Origin of the sequence: Streptomyces sp. NPDC101151 (assembly GCF_044768335.1) — a bacterium.
Classification (GTDB): Bacteria; Actinomycetota; Actinomycetes; order Streptomycetales; family Streptomycetaceae; genus Streptomyces.
The window spans coordinates 137,387-154,080 of the sequence record NZ_JBIWPP010000003.1; the positions used below are offsets into that span (position 1 = coordinate 137,387).

At 73.4% G+C, this 16,694-nt stretch carries 11 protein-coding genes; 4 read left to right on the forward strand and 7 right to left on the reverse strand.

The window, feature by feature from the left end; genetic code table 11:
- Positions 1–138: 138 nt before the first annotated feature.
- Positions 139–3,540: an AfsR/SARP family transcriptional regulator gene (locus tag ACIRU3_RS06450; RefSeq protein ID WP_404052205.1), complete on the reverse strand. Its 3,402-nt coding sequence runs from the start codon at positions 3,538–3,540 to the stop codon at positions 139–141.
- Between the two features lie 493 nt (positions 3,541–4,033).
- On the opposite strand from ACIRU3_RS06450, the gene ACIRU3_RS06455 reads away from it, so the two are divergent.
- Both ACIRU3_RS06455 and ACIRU3_RS06460 read left to right on the forward strand, forming a co-directional pair.
- A complete protein-coding gene (locus ACIRU3_RS06455; RefSeq protein ID WP_404052207.1) occupies positions 4,034–6,082 on the forward strand; it encodes a phosphocholine-specific phospholipase C in 2,049 nt (682 codons plus the stop codon).
- A gap of 66 nt (positions 6,083–6,148) precedes the next feature.
- The gene (locus tag ACIRU3_RS06460) at positions 6,149–7,003 is read left to right on the forward strand and encodes a phospholipid scramblase-related protein (RefSeq protein ID WP_404052210.1); all 855 of its coding nucleotides are present in this window, start codon (positions 6,149–6,151) and stop codon (positions 7,001–7,003) included.
- 80 nt (positions 7,004–7,083) lie between these two features.
- Here ACIRU3_RS06460 and ACIRU3_RS06465 read toward each other — a convergent pair whose 3' ends face one another.
- Together ACIRU3_RS06465 and ACIRU3_RS06470 are read right to left on the reverse strand one after the other, a co-directional pair.
- On the reverse strand, positions 7,084–8,046 hold the full coding sequence (locus tag ACIRU3_RS06465) for a hypothetical protein (protein WP_404052212.1): 963 nt from the start codon (positions 8,044–8,046) through the stop codon (positions 7,084–7,086).
- Positions 8,043–8,888 carry a phosphatase PAP2 family protein gene (locus tag ACIRU3_RS06470; RefSeq protein ID WP_404052214.1) on the reverse strand — a complete coding sequence of 282 codons (846 nt, stop codon included), beginning with the start codon at positions 8,886–8,888 and terminating at the stop codon, positions 8,043–8,045. The genes ACIRU3_RS06465 and ACIRU3_RS06470 overlap by 4 nt, the downstream gene beginning before the upstream one ends.
- 249 nt (positions 8,889–9,137) lie before the next feature.
- Between ACIRU3_RS06470 and ACIRU3_RS06475 the strand changes: the two genes are divergently transcribed.
- Complete coding sequence (locus ACIRU3_RS06475; protein ID WP_404052217.1) at positions 9,138–9,752, forward strand: TetR/AcrR family transcriptional regulator C-terminal ligand-binding domain-containing protein; 615 nt, start codon at positions 9,138–9,140, stop codon at positions 9,750–9,752.
- A gap of 148 nt (positions 9,753–9,900) precedes the next feature.
- Here ACIRU3_RS06475 and ACIRU3_RS06480 read toward each other — a convergent pair whose 3' ends face one another.
- The 3 genes from ACIRU3_RS06480 to ACIRU3_RS06490 all read right to left on the reverse strand — a co-directional run bounded on the left by ACIRU3_RS06480 (position 9,901) and on the right by ACIRU3_RS06490 (position 12,952).
- Positions 9,901–10,935 (reverse strand): DUF2510 domain-containing protein, encoded by a 1,035-nt coding sequence (locus tag ACIRU3_RS06480; protein ID WP_404052220.1) that lies wholly within the window; start codon positions 10,933–10,935, stop codon positions 9,901–9,903.
- 427 nt (positions 10,936–11,362) lie between these two features.
- Positions 11,363–11,602, reverse strand: coding sequence for a hypothetical protein (locus ACIRU3_RS06485; protein ID WP_404052223.1), 240 nt, complete (start codon positions 11,600–11,602; stop codon positions 11,363–11,365).
- Positions 11,603–11,623: 21 nt separating this feature from the next.
- Positions 11,624–12,952: an MFS transporter gene (locus ACIRU3_RS06490; RefSeq protein ID WP_404052226.1), complete on the reverse strand. Its 1,329-nt coding sequence runs from the start codon at positions 12,950–12,952 to the stop codon at positions 11,624–11,626.
- 182 nt (positions 12,953–13,134) lie between these two features.
- Between ACIRU3_RS06490 and ACIRU3_RS06495 the strand changes: the two genes are divergently transcribed.
- Entirely contained in the window at positions 13,135–15,816 is a 2,682-nt protein-coding gene (locus ACIRU3_RS06495; protein ID WP_404052228.1) for an ATP-binding protein, read from the forward strand.
- Between the two features lie 23 nt (positions 15,817–15,839).
- On the opposite strand, the gene ACIRU3_RS06500 is transcribed toward ACIRU3_RS06495, so the two are convergent.
- Positions 15,840–16,631 (reverse strand): SDR family NAD(P)-dependent oxidoreductase, encoded by a 792-nt coding sequence (locus ACIRU3_RS06500; protein ID WP_404052231.1) that lies wholly within the window; start codon positions 16,629–16,631, stop codon positions 15,840–15,842.
- Positions 16,632–16,694: the final 63 nt, after the last annotated feature.

Below are 16,694 nucleotides of genomic sequence, written 5' to 3' on the forward strand. Positions count from 1 at the left end.
CTCCCGCGCCTCCCGGTCGTCCGCCGCGCGGGTCAGCCGCCCTTGTCCGCCCGCTCCCGCGCCTCCCGGTCGTCCGCCGCGCGGGTCAGCCGCCCTTGTCCGCCCGCTCCCGCGCCTCCCGGTCGTCCGCCGCGCGGGTCAGCCGCCCTTGTCCGCCCGCTCCCGCGCCTCCCGGCAGCCCAGTGAGCGGAACACCTCCAGCGCCTCCGTCCGGGCCCGGCGAGCCTCCTGGTCCTCGCCGTCGGCCCTCCGTACCGCCGCCAGATCCCACAGGGTCCGCGCCCGCCACACCGGCAGGCCCAGCTCGTCCCAGGCCGCCAGGGCCCGCTCCAGCGGATCACGGGCGCCGTCGGTGTCGCCCGCCGCCAGGCGGGCCTCGCCCAGGGTGCGCAGCACCAGCGCCTCGCCGAACCGGTCCTGCCGCTCCCTGGCCACCTCGAGGCAGCGGCCGAGGCGCTCGGCGGCCCGCTCGGTGCGGCCGGTGCGCAGCTCCACCTTGGCCAGCGACTGCTCGGTGTACATCGTGCCGAAGGTGTCGTGCAGGTCGGCGAAGAGCCGCAGCGCCTCCCGCAGCACCCGTTCCGCCTCGAGGAGTTCGCCTTCGGCACGGTGGCACAGGGCCAGTGACCGCAGGGTGAGTCCCTCGCCGTTCCGGTCGCACGCGGTGCGGTACAGCTCCAGCGCCTCGGCCAGCGCCTGCCGGGCGTCCGCTCCGCGGCCCTGCTCGCGGTGCACATGGCCGATGCCGTACAGCACGCGCGCCCGCGCGCCGACGTCGCCCGAGGGGCCGTAGCGCCCGAGCGAGGCGCGCAGCAGTGTCAACGCCGGTTCGTGGCGGGACTGTTCGCGCCGGGCCGTGCCCATCCCGGCGAGCGCAAGGGCGGCTCCGTGCGGTACGTCCCCGCGCTCCTCGAACAACCGCAGCGCGTCGGCGAAGTAGGCGTACGAGGCATCGAAGTCGTCCTGTTCGTACCGGAGTTGGCCGAGACCGGTGAGCAACCAGGCCTCCCCCTCCTGGTCGCCGGTGCGGCGGACCGCCGCCATGGCCGCGGTGTGCGAGCGGGACCAGGCGTCGAACTGGTTGTAGAGGGCGGCCGAGCCGGCCGTCAGTGCTCCGGCGAGATCCCGTGCGGCCCGCGGGAGCTGATGGTCGGCGCAGTGGACGGTGGCCGCGAGGAGTCCGGCCTGCTCGGCGGCGAACCAGGCCGCGGGCCGCTCCAGCAGCGACGCCTCGGTCTCCGGATCGAGGGGGCGGACGGCGGCCGGTTCCGGGAAGTGCCGGGCAGCACCACCCGGTCCCCGCGCGGCCGCCTTGCGGGCGAGGTCCAGCCAGCAGGCGACCAGTCGCAGCACCGCCGCCGCCCGCTCCTCGGCGCCCTCCTCGGTGAGGCAGCGTTCCCGGGCGTGTTCCCGGGCCAGGTCATGGATGCGGTAGCGGGCCCGGCCGGTCTCGTCCACACCGATGACGTCGACGAAGTGGCAGTCCACCAGCTGCTCGACCGCCTCCTCGGCCTCCTCCGTGCCGATGTCGAGCAGCGGGGCGGCGACCCAGGCGGCGAAGTCGGGCAGATCCAGCAGGGCCAGCCGGCGCAGCGCCCGCCGCCCCTGCGGGTCGAGGTCGGCGTAGCCGAGTTCGAGGCTGGAGCGCAACTCCAGGTCTCCCGCGCTGAGTTCGTTGAGCCTGCGCCGCTCGTCGCGCAGCCGCCCGGCGAGCCGGCCCGGCGCCCAGTGCGGGCGGGCCGCAAGCCGCGCCCCGGCGATGCGCACCGCGAGCGGCAGCCGGCCGCACAGCGCGACGATCTCCGCGGCCCGCTCCGGCTCGGCGCTCGTCCGCTCCGGTCCGGCCACGCGCCGCAGCAGTTCGAGCGCGTCCTGTTCGCCGGGCACGGCCAGGTCCAGGTGGGCCGCGCCCTCCAGCGCCACCAGCCGGCGGCGGCTCGTGACCAGCACGGCGGAACCGGCGCCGGGCGGCAGCAACGGCCGTACATGCGCCTCTCCGGCCGCGTTGTCGAGGATCAGCAGGACCCGGCGGTGCCCGATGTGGGTGCGGTACAGGCCGGTCAGCTCCTCCAGGCCGCCCGGCAGCGTCTCGGGCCCGGCACCCATGGCCCGCAGCAGCCGGGCGAGGGCGTCGGCGGGCTGCAGCGGGGTGGCGTCGGCGGCTCGCAGGTCTATGAACAGCCGTCCGTCCGGGAAGAGTTCGGCGGTGCGGTGGCCGACGTGCACGGCGAGCGCGGTCTTGCCCGAGCCCGAACGCCCCGAGATCACCCCGATCGGCGGCGCGGTCCGCCCGGTGGCACCGGCGTCCTCCACCAGCCCGGCCGCCCAGGCGATCTGTTCGGACCTGCCCACGAAGTCGGCGATGTCGGGCGGGAGATGGGAGGGGACGGGGGGCGTGCGCGGAAGCGGGACGGTGGGGGCGGGGGAGTGCCGGCGGCCGGCGGGTCCGGCCTGCGGCGGGGCGCCGGACCCCGTGTGCGGGTGGGTGCCGTATGCCGCCTGCGCGGTGTCCTCGGCGGCCCGGGGGTGGGTGTGCGGGCCGGGTCCGGCCGGGGACCGGGCACCGGACGCGGACTCCGCGCGGCCGCCGGACGCGATACCCGGTTCGGACCGGGACCCCTCGGCCGACGACCCGCTCCCCGGCGCCGCTCCCGTGCCACCGCCGGAGGGCCGGATCCGACCGGGCCCCGTCCGCCCGGCGTCCGCCCCCGGCACGGTCCGCCCCGCCGGGCCCCAGGTCGGCCCGGCGCCCGGCATTCCCCCTGGCTGCGGACCCGAGGGCATGCCCAGCGCGGCGGTGTCGTCGGTGAGCAGGGCCTGGTGCAGTGCGCGCAGCTGTGGGCCGGGGTCGATGCCCAGTTCGTCGCGCAGGACCTCGCGGCCCTCGCGGTAGGTGCGCAGCGCGTCGGAGACGCGGCCGGTGCGGAAGAGCGCGGTCATCAGCAGACCGCGCGGCCGCTCCCGCAGCGGATGGGCGGCGACGTGCGCCAGCAGCGGGGCGATCGTCTCGTCCTCGCGGCCCAGTTCGAGGCGCAGCCCGAAGGACTCCTCCTGGGCCACCAGCCGCAGTTCTGTCAGCCGGGCCGACTCGATCCGTGCGAAGGTCTGGCCGAGCCCTTCCAGGGCCTCCTGCCCGCGCCACAGGCCCAGCGCCTCACCCAGGACGTCCACCGCCGCCGCCGGCCGGGCGGCGGCGGCCTCGGTGCGGGCGGCCGCGAGGAGTTGCTCGAAGCGACGGGCGTCGACCTGGGCGGGGTCGAGGTCGGCGACGTACCCGGGTGCGCGGGTGCGGACGACCTCGGCGGCGCCGATCCGGGTCAGCGCGCGGCGTACCGCCGAGACATGGGTGGCGACCAGCGCGCCCGCGGTCGCCGGGGCCCGCTCGTCCCAGACGAAGTCCACGAGCCGCTCGGTGGACACCACTTCGCCGAGGTGCACGACCAGGGCTCCGAGCACGGCGAGGGGCCGGGAACCGCCGAGCGGAGCCCGCCGGCCGCCCTCCCAGACCTCCACCGGCCCGAGCAGACGTACCTCGAACATGGCTGGCACCCCGATCGCCGTACCGTCCGCCCCCTCGCGGATGGTGACAACGATATCCGTGAACGCCCCGCGGGCATGCCGGAGGCCGGGCCGTCCTGTCCGGATCCGGCCCCTCCGCTCGCGCGGCCGGAACCCGCCTCGACGCCCGGCGCCCGGAACGGAATCCTTCTCCGCGTCCGGTGGCGCAGCGCGGGCCCGTGCTCCTGCTTTCGTCCGGCAGTTGGCCGGATCTCGCGGGTGTGGGCCGCAGTGCCCGTACCGGAGACCGGACATCGTGGGCTCTCGTATGACAACCGGCCACGGAATCCGTGGTGGTGAGGACCCGGGGCAAAGGCCGCAGGGGCCCCAACCCCTGTCGTACCGCCGACTTTCACATCGGCGCCACCAGACCCTTCCCTGACGTTTGCTGCTCTTGGAACACTCGCTGCGCGCAGATTCCGTCATCGGGCGGTATCGCGTACGTCAGGACGCAGTGACGAGAGGACCCTCACCCATGCCCGAAGTCAACCGGCGGCGCTTCCTCCAACTCGCGGGCGCCACAACGGCGTTCACGGCGTTGTCGAGCAGCATCCAGCGCGCGGCCGCCCTGCCCGCCCATTACCGCACGGGTTCGGTCGAGGACGTCGAGCACGTCGTCGTCCTGATGCAGGAGAACCGTTCCTTCGATCACTACTTCGGCTCGCTCCGGGGCGTGCGGGGCTTCGGCGACCCGCGTTCGGTCACGCAGAACGGCAAGTCCGTCTGGAAGCAGTCCGACGGCACGAAGGACATCCTCCCCTTCCACCCGGACGCCGACGACCTGGGCATGGCGTTCCTCCAGGACCTCCCGCACGGCTGGAACGACGGACACACCGCCTTCAACGGCGGCAAGTACGACAAGTGGGTGCCCGCCAAGTCGGCGACGACGATGGCGTACCTGACGCGCGAGGACATCCCCTTCCACTACGCGCTCGCCGACGCCTTCACCATCTGCGACGCCTACCACTGCTCCTTCATAGGCTCCACGGACCCCAACCGCTACTACATGTGGACGGGGTACACCGGCAACGACGGCAAGGGCGGCGGCCCGGTCCTCGGCAACGACGAGAAGGGCTACGGCTGGACGACGTACCCCGAGCGCCTGGAGCAGGCCGGTGTGTCCTGGAAGATCTACCAGGACGTCGGCGACGGACTGGACGCGAACGGCTCCTGGGGCTGGATCGAGGACGCCTACCGCGGCAACTACGGCGACAACTCGCTGCTCTACTTCAACCAGTACCGGAACGCCAAGCCCGGCGACCCGCTGTACGACAAGGCCCGCACCGGCACCGACGCGCGCAAGGGCGAGGGCTTCTTCGACCAGCTCAAGGCGGACGTGAAGGGGGGCAAGCTGCCCCAGGTCTCCTGGATCGTCGCCCCCGAGGCCTTCACCGAGCACCCCAACTGGCCCGCCAACTACGGCGCCTGGTACGTCGCCCAGGTCCTGGACGCGCTCACCTCCGACCCCGAGGTCTGGGGCAAGACCGCCCTGTTCATCACCTACGACGAGAACGACGGCTTCTTCGACCACGTGATCCCGCCCTTCCCGCCGGCCTCCGCCGCCCAGGGCCGGTCGACCGTGGACCCCGCACTCGACCTGTTCAAGGGTGACGCCGGCCACCCCGCCGGCCCCTACGGGCTCGGCCAGCGGGTGCCGATGCTGGTCGTCTCGCCGTGGAGCAAGGGCGGATTCGTCTGCTCCGAGACCTTCGACCACACCTCGATCATCCGGTTCATGGAGCGTCGCTTCGGTGTTCAGGAGCCGAACATCTCGCCCTGGCGCCGGGCGGTCTGCGGCGACCTGACCACCGCCTTCGACTTCTCCCGCAAGGACACCGCGCCGGTCGCCCTGCCGTCCACGGCGGGCTACCAGCCGGCGGACCACAACCGGCACCCCGACTATGTGCCCACCCCGCCCGCCAACCCCGCCCTGCCCAAGCAGGAGCGCGGCAGCCGTCCCACCCGCCCCCTCAAGTACGCCCCGGTGGTGGACGGTTCGGCGGACACGGCGGCCGGGAAGTTCACGCTCTCCTTCGTCTCCGGCGCACAGGCGGGCGCCGCGTTCCTGGTCACCTCGAACAACCGCACCGACGGCCCCTGGCCCTACACCACCGAGGCCGGCAAGACCCTCTCCGACACCTGGAACTCGGCCTACTCCGGTGGCTCGTACGACCTCGCCGTGCACGGCCCGAACGGCTTCCTGCGCCTCTTCAAGGGCCGGAACAAGGTCGCCGGAGCCGAGGTCACCGCCCGGTACACCGGCGGGGACGTCGTCCTCACCTTCACCAACAAGGGCTCGGGCACGGCGAAACTGAAGCTCGTGAACGGCTACGGCGGCAGCCCGGTCACCGTCACCGTACGGTCCGGGGCCACCGTGCTGCAGACCGTCGGACTCAAGGCGAGCAAGCGCTGGTACGACCTCACGGTCACCTCGGACGCCGACCCGGCCTTCCTGCGCGGCTTCGCCGGCCACGTCGAGACCGGATGTCCGGGCGTCAGTGACCCGGCCATCATCACGGGGTGAACGGGCGTTGAACACCGCTCCGTGCGGACTGGTCAGGTGCCGGTCACATCAGGGTAGTGTGCCCCGGTGACCACGCAATCGAACACTCCTGCAGGCTGGTACCCCGATCCGCACGGGGCTGCCCAGACGCTCCGTTACTGGGACGGCGCGCAGTGGACCGAGCACACGAACCCGGCCCAGCAGGGCGCCGGGCAGGTTCCGCCGCAGCAGGCCGCCCCCCAGCAGCCCGCCGCCCACATTCCGCAGCAGCAGGCCGCCGACCCCAAGGTCCAGCGCCAGGTGCAGCAGCAGGCGGGCGTCGCGGCCGGCGGTGCCGGCGGCGGCACGCTCTTCACCGAGCCGGTCCTGGTCGTGAACCAGAAGGCCAAGCTGATCGAGCTGACCAACGAGTACAAGGTCATGGATCAGGGCGGCCGCGAGATCGGCTCGGTCGTCCAGGTCGGCCAGAGCGCGCTGAAGAAGATCCTGCGCTTCGTCTCCAGCCTCGACCAGTTCATGACGCACAAGCTGGAGATCCGCGACGCCTACGGCCAGCCGCAGCTGCTGCTGACCCGGCCCGCGAAGTTCCTCAAGTCCCGGGTCATCGTGACTCGTCCGGACGGCTCGCCGGTCGGTGAGATCGTCCAGCAGAACATGATCGGGAAGATCAACTTCGCGATGAACGCGAACGGCCAGCAGGTCGGCGCGATCAAGGCGGAGAACTGGCGGGCGTGGAACTTCGCCATCGTCGACCACTCGGACAACGAGGTGGCCCGGATCACCAAGACCTGGGAAGGCCTCGCCAAGACGCTGTTCACGACGGCGGACAACTACGTCCTGCAGATCCACTACCAGCTCCCCGAGCCGCTGCTGAGCCTCGTGGTGGCGACGGCCCTGACCGTCGACACCGCCCTCAAGCAGGACTCGCGGGGTCTTGGCTGAGCAACGTCCCAACGGACATGGCGACGGCGGCCGGTGCATGCGGAAAGTCCGCGCGCACCGGCCGCCGCCCGTTGTGACGCTCAGAGCGCCGTGAGATGCCCGGGCTGCTCCGGTTGCCGTGGCACCAGTGCCGGTTCCGCCGCTGCCGTGCCCGGTTCCAGCGCCAGGACCGCCGCGACGGGGTGCTCGTCGTGCTCGTCGGGGCCGTCGGAGCGGCCGGGTTCGGGCGTCGCCCGGGTCAGCAGGACCACTCCACAGGCGGCCAGACCCGCCCCGGCCAGAGCCAGCAGCACTCCGCCGGGTCCGCCCTGCAGGCCCTGCCCGAGCAGGGTCAGCCCGATGACCGCGGCGGCCACCGGGTTGGCCAGGGTGACCACGGCCAGCGGGGCGCCGAGCCCGCCTCGGTAGGCGGTCTGCGACAGCAGCAGCCCGCCGGTGGCGAACGCGGCGACCAGGACGGAGACCGTGATCACCTCGACGCTCAGCGCCGGACCCGTGCGATCCGTGGCCGCCACCGTCACCGTCTGGGTGAGCGCGGAGGCGACACCCGAGGCGAAGCCGGCGGCGGTCGCGTGCCTGAGGCCCGGCCGGGCGCCGGGCCGGGAGAGCATGCCGATCAGGGCGGCGGTCGTACCGGCGACCGCCAGCGCCTCGGTCAGGCTCAGCACCCGCTCGGGCGCCGGACCCGACGCGGTGACCAGCAGCGCGCCGAGACCCAGCAGCGTGAGCGCCGTACCGCGCCACTCCACCGCGCTGACCCGCCGTCCGGCCGCCCGCGCCCCGAGCGGCACGGCCGCGACCAGGGTGAGTGCGCCCAGCGGCTGGACCAGGGTCAGCGGACCGTACTTGAGAGCCACGACGTGCAGCAGCGCGGCGGCGGCGTTCAGGCCGACGGCCGACCACCAGGCGGCGGTGCCGAGCAGGGCCGGCAGGCCCGCGCCGGAGCTGCGGGAGGCGAGGCGTTCCTGGGCGACGGCGGCCGAGGCATAGGCGACGGCCGAGACCAGGGACAGGCCGACGGCGACCAGGGTGGCGGCGCTCATCGGCCCGCTCCCACCAGGACGGTCTCCTTCGGGGCGGCCCGCCGTGTGTCGCGTCCCGCCGTACTGGACATCCGCCGCGGTGGATGGACGACCGCGAGGGCGACACCGAGCATGGCGGTCGCCACTATCGCGTCGAGCCAGTAGTGGTTCGCCGTGCCCACGATCACCAGCAGGGTGATCAGCGGGTGCAGCAGCCACAGCCAGCGCAGGCCGGGCCGAATGCCGCGGCGCGCGGCGGCCCGGCCGGGGTTGCGTGAGACGGACGGGCTGGTGGCCGCGATCAGGCCGATCGCCACCATCAGGGCCCAGCCGAAGTGCAGGGACGGCATGGCCGCGAACTGGTTGGAGAGATGGTCGCTGGACGGCGGGCCGTAGACCGAGGGGCCGTAGACCCGGGCGGTGTCCACCAGGCCGGTGCCGGTCAGCATCCGCGGCGGGGCCAGCGGGAACGTGAACGGCAGTACCAGCGCGGCGGTGGTCACCACGGCCAGAACCCGGCGGGCCCACACGTAGTGCGCGGGCCGCCTGAGGTACAGCCACACCAGGAAGGCCAGGGTGGCCGGGAAATGGACGGTCGCGTAGTAGGTGTTCGCCAGGTGGACGAGGGTGTCGCGGTGCAGCAGTGCGGACTGCACGGCGGTCTCGTGGGGGAGGTGCACGGCCCGTTCGAGGTCCCACACGTGGTGGGCGTTGCGGAAGGCGTCCGCGGTGTGGCCGGTGGCCAGCTGCCGCCCGAGCTTGTAGACGAGGAAGAGCCCTGCGACGAGCAGGAACTCACGGAGGAGCGGCGGGCGCGTTATCGCGTCCGGCTCCGCTTCTTCAGGCTCGGTTCGGGCATTCATCCCCCGGCCCCTTCGCTGACGGTCGTGCGTGTGGTGGTGCGTGCCGAGACCGGGCAGAGGCCCGGAACTCATCGATACGTCGCCGTACCGATACGCCAGTGTACCGATACGTCAGTGTACCGATACGCTCGAGTACCGGTACACTGACGTATCGATTGATGTGCGCCACACTGGAGACAAGTTCTGCAGCCGCACTTGAGCGAAGCTTTAGTGGGCGGTGCAAGGGTGAAGAGTGAGGAGAAGCCACGCATGACGTCGCAGGCCGCGGACGACCCGGAGACGGTCGCCGCCTCGCGCCGCTCCAAGATCACGCCCGAGCGTGAGCGGGAGTTCTTCGACGCTGTGCTGGAACAGATCCGCGAGTGCGGCTACGACTCCGTGACCATGGAGGGCGTCGCCGCCACCACCCGCTGCAGCAAGTCCACGCTCTACCGGCAGTGGAGGACCAAGCCCCAGTTCGTCGCGGCCGCGCTGCGTGCCAGCCGCAAGGTGCGCTTCGCGGGCATCGACACGGGATCGCTCGCCGAGGATCTGCGGCAGGCCGCGCGGGCCGCCGGCGACTGGTCCAACAAGGACGCCAGGCTCATGCAGGCGCTCGGGCACGCGGTCACGGCCGACCACGAGCTGGCGCAGGCGCTGCGGGAGGCACTCGTCCTGCCCGAGATCGCCGCACTCCAGGAGATGCTGGCCCGGGGCGTGGACCGGGGCGAGGTGGCGGCGGACCACCCCGCGCTGGAGTACATCCCGGCCATGATGTTCGGCGTCCTGCGCGTCCGCCCCGTGCTGAGCGGTCAGTACGCCGACGTCGACTATCTCGTCCGGTTCGTGGAGGCCGCCGTGCTGCCCGCGCTCGGGCTGACATAGGACTCAGGCCGCCGTTCACGGGATGACTGAACGGCGACCTGCTCGCGCCGCACCGTGGGGACGGGGGCGGCGCGCACCCCCCGGCCGGGTGGGGCTCCTCTTGAGCGGAGGGGCGCCCCACCCGGCCGATTTCCGTCTTCGGACGGCCTCAGACGTTCTGGCCGCTGCCGCCGCCCGCCGAGACCTTGATCCCCTTGAGGATCTCGTCGATGACGGACACGTCCTTGCCGACGTCGATGCCGAAGCGCACCACGACGAACCGCTTGGCGTCGTCGGGCGAGGGGAAGGCGACCGACTCGACGTAGCCGTCGGCGCCCTTGCTGGTGACCGCCTTCCAGCGCACCAGGTAGCCGTTCTGCCCGGCCACCGTCACCGCCTTGGAGAGCAGCTCCTTGTGCGAGGTGATGCTGCCGTAGGTGGTACCGCCGTAGGACCGCTTCGCGTTGGCGGCGATGTCCGCCTTGGCGACCGCCTCGGCCGTCTCGCCCTCCGTGCCGAGCGCGATGGCGGGCGCCGAGTAGGCGCCGCCCGCGGTGCACGTCTGGTCGCCTGCGCCGGGGCACTTGTAGGAGTCGTCGGAGGTGACCTGCGCGCCGATGCTGAGCATCTCGCCGGTCCAGCCCTTGGGCACGGGCAGGCTGATCCCGCTCACCGGATCCGGTACCGTGCCGCCGCCCTTGATCTTGGGCGCCGCGGACTGCCCCGGGGACGGGGACCCGCCCGGGCCGTCGGACCCACCGGACCCGCCCGAGTCACCGGATCCGCCGCCGGGCCCGCCCTGTCCGCCGTTCTGCCCGCCCTGGCCCTGCTGCGTACCGGCGCGATCGCTGCCGTCGTCGTCCTTGGTGAGGACGAACACGCCGACCCCGATGCTCGTCAGTACCGCGACCGCCACCGCGATGGCTATGCCCGTGCGCAGACCCCACCGCGGCGCGGCCGGTGGCTGGACGGGGTACGCCGGATAGCCCGGGTGGGCGCCGTAGGCCCCGTACGCTCCGTACGCCGGGGGAGTCGCTTGCGCGCCGCCGGCCGGTTGCTGCGCCGGGGGACCCCACATGGCGGCCGTCCCGGCGGGGCGGGTCTGGTCCGTCCAGGCCTTGCCGTCCCACCAGCGCTCGGTGGGCGGACCGTCATTCGTCTGCCCGGGGTCGGGGTACCACCCGGGAGGAGTCACCTGCGTCATGCCCCCACCGTATGAGGCATCGGTGAAAGAGGGATGAGAAGATCCGCCGCCAATTCCGCGGAACGGGGTATTTCGCCTCGGAAATCTGTACGGGGGCCTCTGGCGGTGGGTCCGGTTCCCTCGGGCCGGTCGCACGGCTCGGCCCGGCCGGACCTTCCGGTCGGGCGGCCGGGTCGACGGCTCCGGCCGCACCGAGTCCCGCGTCCGGGCTTCCCGCCGCATCTGCCGCACGGCGATTTCGCACCGATCGATCGCCGGCATTTCAAGGCTCCCCTCCGGCGGTGCAGCGCGGCAACTGTGCCCGTGCTGTCCGTCGCCATGGCTCGACCCGGGCCGCCTCGCGCGCTCCCGCCGGCGGCGCTGCCGCCGCGCCTGGGGCGCCGGGCAACGGCCGAGCGCCCTTTGCCGCCGCTCGCCGCCCGGCCCTTCACCCCTCCACCACCAGCCGCACCGGCCCACCCGGCGGCAGCCGCAGGCCGTACCGGCCCACCCGGCGGCAGCCGCAGGCCGTACCGGCCCACCCGGCCCACCCGGCGGCAGCCGCAGGCCGCCCCGCCCCGGTGTCACCGAGCCCAGCACGCTCGCACCGTTTCAGCACGAGCGTGTCGTCGTCCAGGCGCAGCTCAGCGGCCGTCGCGTCGACCGTGTCGTACGACGTCCCCGACATCGTCCCGATCACCCGCGTCGGTCAACCCACGTCTCTCAAGGGTTGTTTCACCAGTGCAAGCGCGCTCGCAGCACACGCCGCCGCCGCGTAGTAGGCAGGCACATCCACGTTCCCGGTCCGCCGCACGGCCTCCGTGATGATCAGCCCCGCGCAGCCCGAGAACACCGCGTTCGACAGGGAGTAGGCAAGACCGAGGCCCGTGCACCGCACCCGCGCCGGGAACATCTCGGCGAGCAGCGCGGGCCCCGGCCCGGCCATCAGCCCCACCACCGCGCCCGCGGCACAGGTGGCCATGCCCTTGGCCACGGCCGAAGTCCCGCCGTCCTGGAGCAGGTTGAACAAGGGAACCGCCAGCCCGGCCACCAGCACCGCCCCCGCCAGCATCACCGGCCGCCGCCCGACCCGGTCACTGAGCAGCCCTGCCGGGAGGATCGCCGCGGCGAACCCGACATTGGCCGGCACGGTGGCGAGCAGCGCCTGCCGGACGTCGGTGTGCAGCGAGGCCTGGAGATAGGAGGGCAGGACGACCAGGAAGGTGTATCCGGCCGCCGACCAGCCCATCACCCGTCCGGCGGCCAGCAGCACAGTCGCCGCGACCGGCCCGCCGCCGCCCGCTCCGGTGCCGCCCGGGCCGGCAGCCGCCCGCTCCCGCTCCCGTTCGCGGAACTCCGGCGTCTCCTCGATCCCCGCCCGCAGCCACAGCGCCACCAGTCCCGGCGGAAGCGCCAGCAGGAACGGCAACCGCCAGCCCCAGTCGGCTAGTTGGGCCCCGGTCAGCACCGTGGCCGTCACCGCCGCGACCCCCGCACCGCCCAGCAGACCCAGCGCGACCGTGAACGACTGCCAGGCCCCGTACAGCCCGCGCCGCCCCGGCGGGGCGAACTCCGTCATCAAGGCCACCGCCCCGCCGAACTCTCCGCCCGCCGAGAACCCCTGAAGCACCCTCAGGAACGTGAGCAGCCAGGGCGCCAGGGCCCCTGCCGTGGCATACGTCGGCAGCACGCCGATCAGCGTCGTCGCGGCCGTCATCAGCGCGATCACCCCGATCAGCACCGGCCGCCGCCCGATCCGGTCGGCCAGCCTGCCGAACAGGGCCGCACCCAGGGGCCGGAAGAAGAACGCGAGTGCGAAGGAGGCGTACGTCCGCACCAGTGCCTCGGTCGCACTCCCGCCCGCCGGGGTGAAGAACTGCTCGGCGAGGACCGTGGCCAGATAGCCGTAGACGCCGAACTCGTACCACTCGACGAGGTTGCCCACCGACCCGGCCGCCACCGCCCGCACCGTCGGCGTACGGGCCGCCGTACCGCCGCGGGAGCCGCGGTCGCTGCCGTCTTCGAAAATCAGCTTCATTCCAGGCCCTGTTGACGTTTCGTCGGCTGTTCACCGGCTGGTCGGGCGGGGCGCGCGTCGCCTGCCCGCATCTTCCTTCACCCGGCGGGGCAACACCTGCCCGGACCGGCCACCACACATCCCATCGGACGGCTACGCTCGTGGTCTGTACGTCATTCGGGCGACCTTGGGGAGGTAACGGGATGACGGAGGGACGGCCGTCGGCGGCCGCCTCGGCTCCCCTGTGGGAGCGGGACACGGAGATCGCCACTGTCACACGGGCGCTCGACGTCCTGTGCGCCGATCAGTCGTCCGCGGGCAGCCTGCTCGTCTTCCGCGGCGAAGCCGGACTCGGCAAGACCGCACTGCTGACCGAGACACGCCGCATGGCCGAGCGCCGCGGCTGCATCGTGTGGTCGGCACGCGGCGGCGAGACCCTGAAGTCCGTGCCCTTCAACGTGGTACGGCAGCTGCTGCAGCCCGCACTGGTCGCCCTGCTGCCGGAAGAGGCCCGCGAGTACCTCGGCGACTGGTACGAGATCGCCGGCCCCGCCCTCGGCATAGTCGACCCCCAGGACGGCAGCGCCGACCCGCAGTACGTCTGCGACGGACTCGTCGCGGCCGTGCGCCGGCTCGCCCGCCGCGAGTGGCCGCTGGTGCTGCTCGTCGACGACGCTCACTGGGCCGACCAGGAGACCCTGCGCTGGCTCGCCGCGTTCGCCGAACGCCTGGACGACCTCTCCGTGCTGGTCGTGGTCGCCCGCCGACCGGGCGAGGTGAGCGGCGAGAGCGCCCGCCACCTCGACGCGGTGGCCGCGGCGGCGGGCCGTCCCGTCAACCTCAGCGCCCTCACCCCGGAGGCCACGGCCGGGCTCACCCGCGCCAGCGTCGGCCGGCACGCCGACGACCCGTTCTGCCGCGAGGTCTGGGCCGTCACCGGCGGCAATCCGTACGACACCGTCGAACTCCTCGCCAAGGTGCAGGACAGCGAGGTCCAGCCGGTCGAGGCCCGGGCGGGCGAACTGCGCGCCCTGAACCGCTCCGCCCGCGGCGGCGGCCTGGTCGACCGCCTCAAGGGACTCGGCATCGAGGCCACCCGGTTCGCCTGGGCGGCCGCCATCCTCGGCGCCGGCATCTCCGTCGATCTGGTCGCACGGCTCGCCAGCATGAACACCGACGTCGCCCGGCACTGCGCCGAGCTGCTGTGCAACGCCCGCATCCTCACCGAACCCGACCCTGCCGCCGCCACCGAGGCCGAGGGCGGCGAGCTGGAGTTCGTCCACCCGCTGATCGCCTCCGCCGTCTACAACTCCATCCCGCCCGGTGTGTGCACCGCCATGCACGGGGTCGCGGCGCAGATCCTCACCGAGACCGGACATGGCGCCGCCGAGGCCTCCCGGCACCTGCTGAAGGTGCACCCGGACGACGACGAGGAGCTCGTCGAGCAGCTGCGCGAGGCCGCCCGCGAACACCTGGCCGTCGGCGCGCCCGACGCGGCCCGCCGCTGTCTGGAACGCGCCCTGCGGGAGCCGCCCCGGCCCGAGGCCCACGCGCACGTGCTCTACGAACTGGGGCGCGCCACCCTGCTCACCGCACCGGCGATCACCATCGAGCACCTGCAGAGCGCGCTCGCCATGCCCGGGCTCGCCAGCGACCAGCGCGTGGACGCCGTCGTCCGGCTCTCCCAGGCGCTGCTGCACAACGACCAGCTGGAGGAGGCCGTCCGCACGGTCGAGGCCGAGGCCACCCGGCACGAGGCGGGTCCCGTCAGGCTCCGGCTGCAGGCCGTGCAGTTCATGTGGGAGGGCATCCACGGGGAAACCGTCTCCCAGGAGCGCTCCCGGCGCCTGGCCGAACTGGCCGGCACCTGCACCGGCCGGGACAACTCCGAGCGGGCCCTGCTGATCCTGCGCGGCTTCGACGCGATGACCCACGGCGAGAACGCCGAGGAGGTCCTCCAGCTGTGCGACCGCGCCCTCGTCAACGGCCGCCTGGCGCCCGGTCTCGGCTGGACCGACGGTGAGTGGGGCATCGAACTGCTGATGATGCTCGGCAGCGCGTACACCTACGCCGACCGGCTCGACCGCGCCGAAAGCCTCTTCGCCGAGGCCCTGCGCGCCTACACCGGCGCCGGCTGGCGCGGCGGCCATCTCTCCCTGGCCAACGCCTTCCTCGGGCTCGCCTACCGCAGGCAGGGCCGCCTGAAGGACGCCGAGTCCACGCTGCGCGAGGCGCTGGCCCTGGCCGAGCGCGTCGGCCGAGGCCTGCCGCTGTACTGGTCGGCGACCTGCGGACTCGTCGACACCCTGCTGGCGCGTGGACAGGTCGGCGAGGCCTGGTCGATCGCCGAGCAGTACGGCTTCGCCCCGCCCTATCCGTCCACGATCGTGCTGCCCGACATCCGCTCCGTGCGCGGCCGGCTGCTGCTCGCGGTCGGCCGCACCGAGGAGGGCGTCAACGAACTGGAGGCCGCTGAGAAGACCGCCGTCTCCCGCGGTGGCCACAACCCCGTTCTCGCACCCTGGTCCATCGACCTCGCCAAGGCCCTCGCCACGCAGGACCCCGCACGGGCCGCCCAGCTCGCAGCGGACGCCCGCCGGCAGGCCGAGCGGTTCGGCACGGACACCGCCATCGGCGAGGCCCTGCGCTGCGCCGCCGCCCTGGAGACCGGCCAGCGCGCGGTACGCCTGGCCGCCCAGGCCGTCGCCTATCTGGAGGCCTCGCCCTGCCAGTACGAACACGCGGCGGCCCGGGTCGAGTACGGCATCGCGACCCGCTCCGTCGCCGAGCTCAACCGCGGCCTGGCGCTCGCCCGTTCATGCGGCGCCGACGGGCTGGTGACGCAGGCGCGGGAGGTGCTGGAGACGGGGCGGGGGCTGCGCTAGACAGTACGGCCGCACCCTGGGCCTCACATGGCGAGCAGCTGACCGGTGACCGCCTCCAGCCGCTTGCGCACCTCGGGGTCGTATGCAGCCTCGTGTGCCCGCGCCGCCCGTGTCCCGTCGTAGTAGCCGCCCGAGCCCGTGTCGCGCGTGGCCAGCGCCAGCACGCCGGGCGCTCCGTCGGCGACCGAGTGCCACGGGGTGATCCCGCCGTCGCGGACCATCGCCGTGTCCATGTAGGTGGCGGGGTGCAGCACGTTCACCGCGACCCCGGTGCCCGCCAGCTCCTCGGCCAGGGTGAAGGTGTGCGCGGCGAGGGCGAACTTGCTGCGGCAGTACGCCGACACGCCGCTGTAGCCGCGGGTGAGTTCCGGGTCGGTGAAGTCCAGGGGCTCCTGGCCGGCCGAGCCGACGTTCACGATCCGGGCCGGCGGGTCGGTGCGCAGTACCGGCAGCAGGGCGCGGGTCAGCACGACCGGGGCCAGGTAGTTCACCGCGAGCCGCAGCTCGTGCCCGTCGGCGCTCAGCTCGCGCCCGGAGCCGCGCGGGCCGGCGCCGACGCCCGCGTTGTTGATCAGCACATCCAGCTCGGGATGTGCCTCGGCGACCCGTGCGCCCAGGTCGCGCACCTCGGTGAGCGAGGCCAGGTCGGCGACGAACCCCTCGGCCCGTCCCTCGGCGCGCAGCTCCTGGACCAGGTGCCCGGTGCGTGCCCGGTCCCGGCCGTGGGCGAGGACGACATGGCCGTCCCGCACCAGTGCGAAGGCGACGTAGCGGCCGAGACCCGAGGTGGCGCCCGTGATCAGAACAGTGGACATGCTCCCACCCTAGGCACGGCCCGCGGGCGGCAGGAGGTGCTGCTGAAGCTACGACCGGCAGGA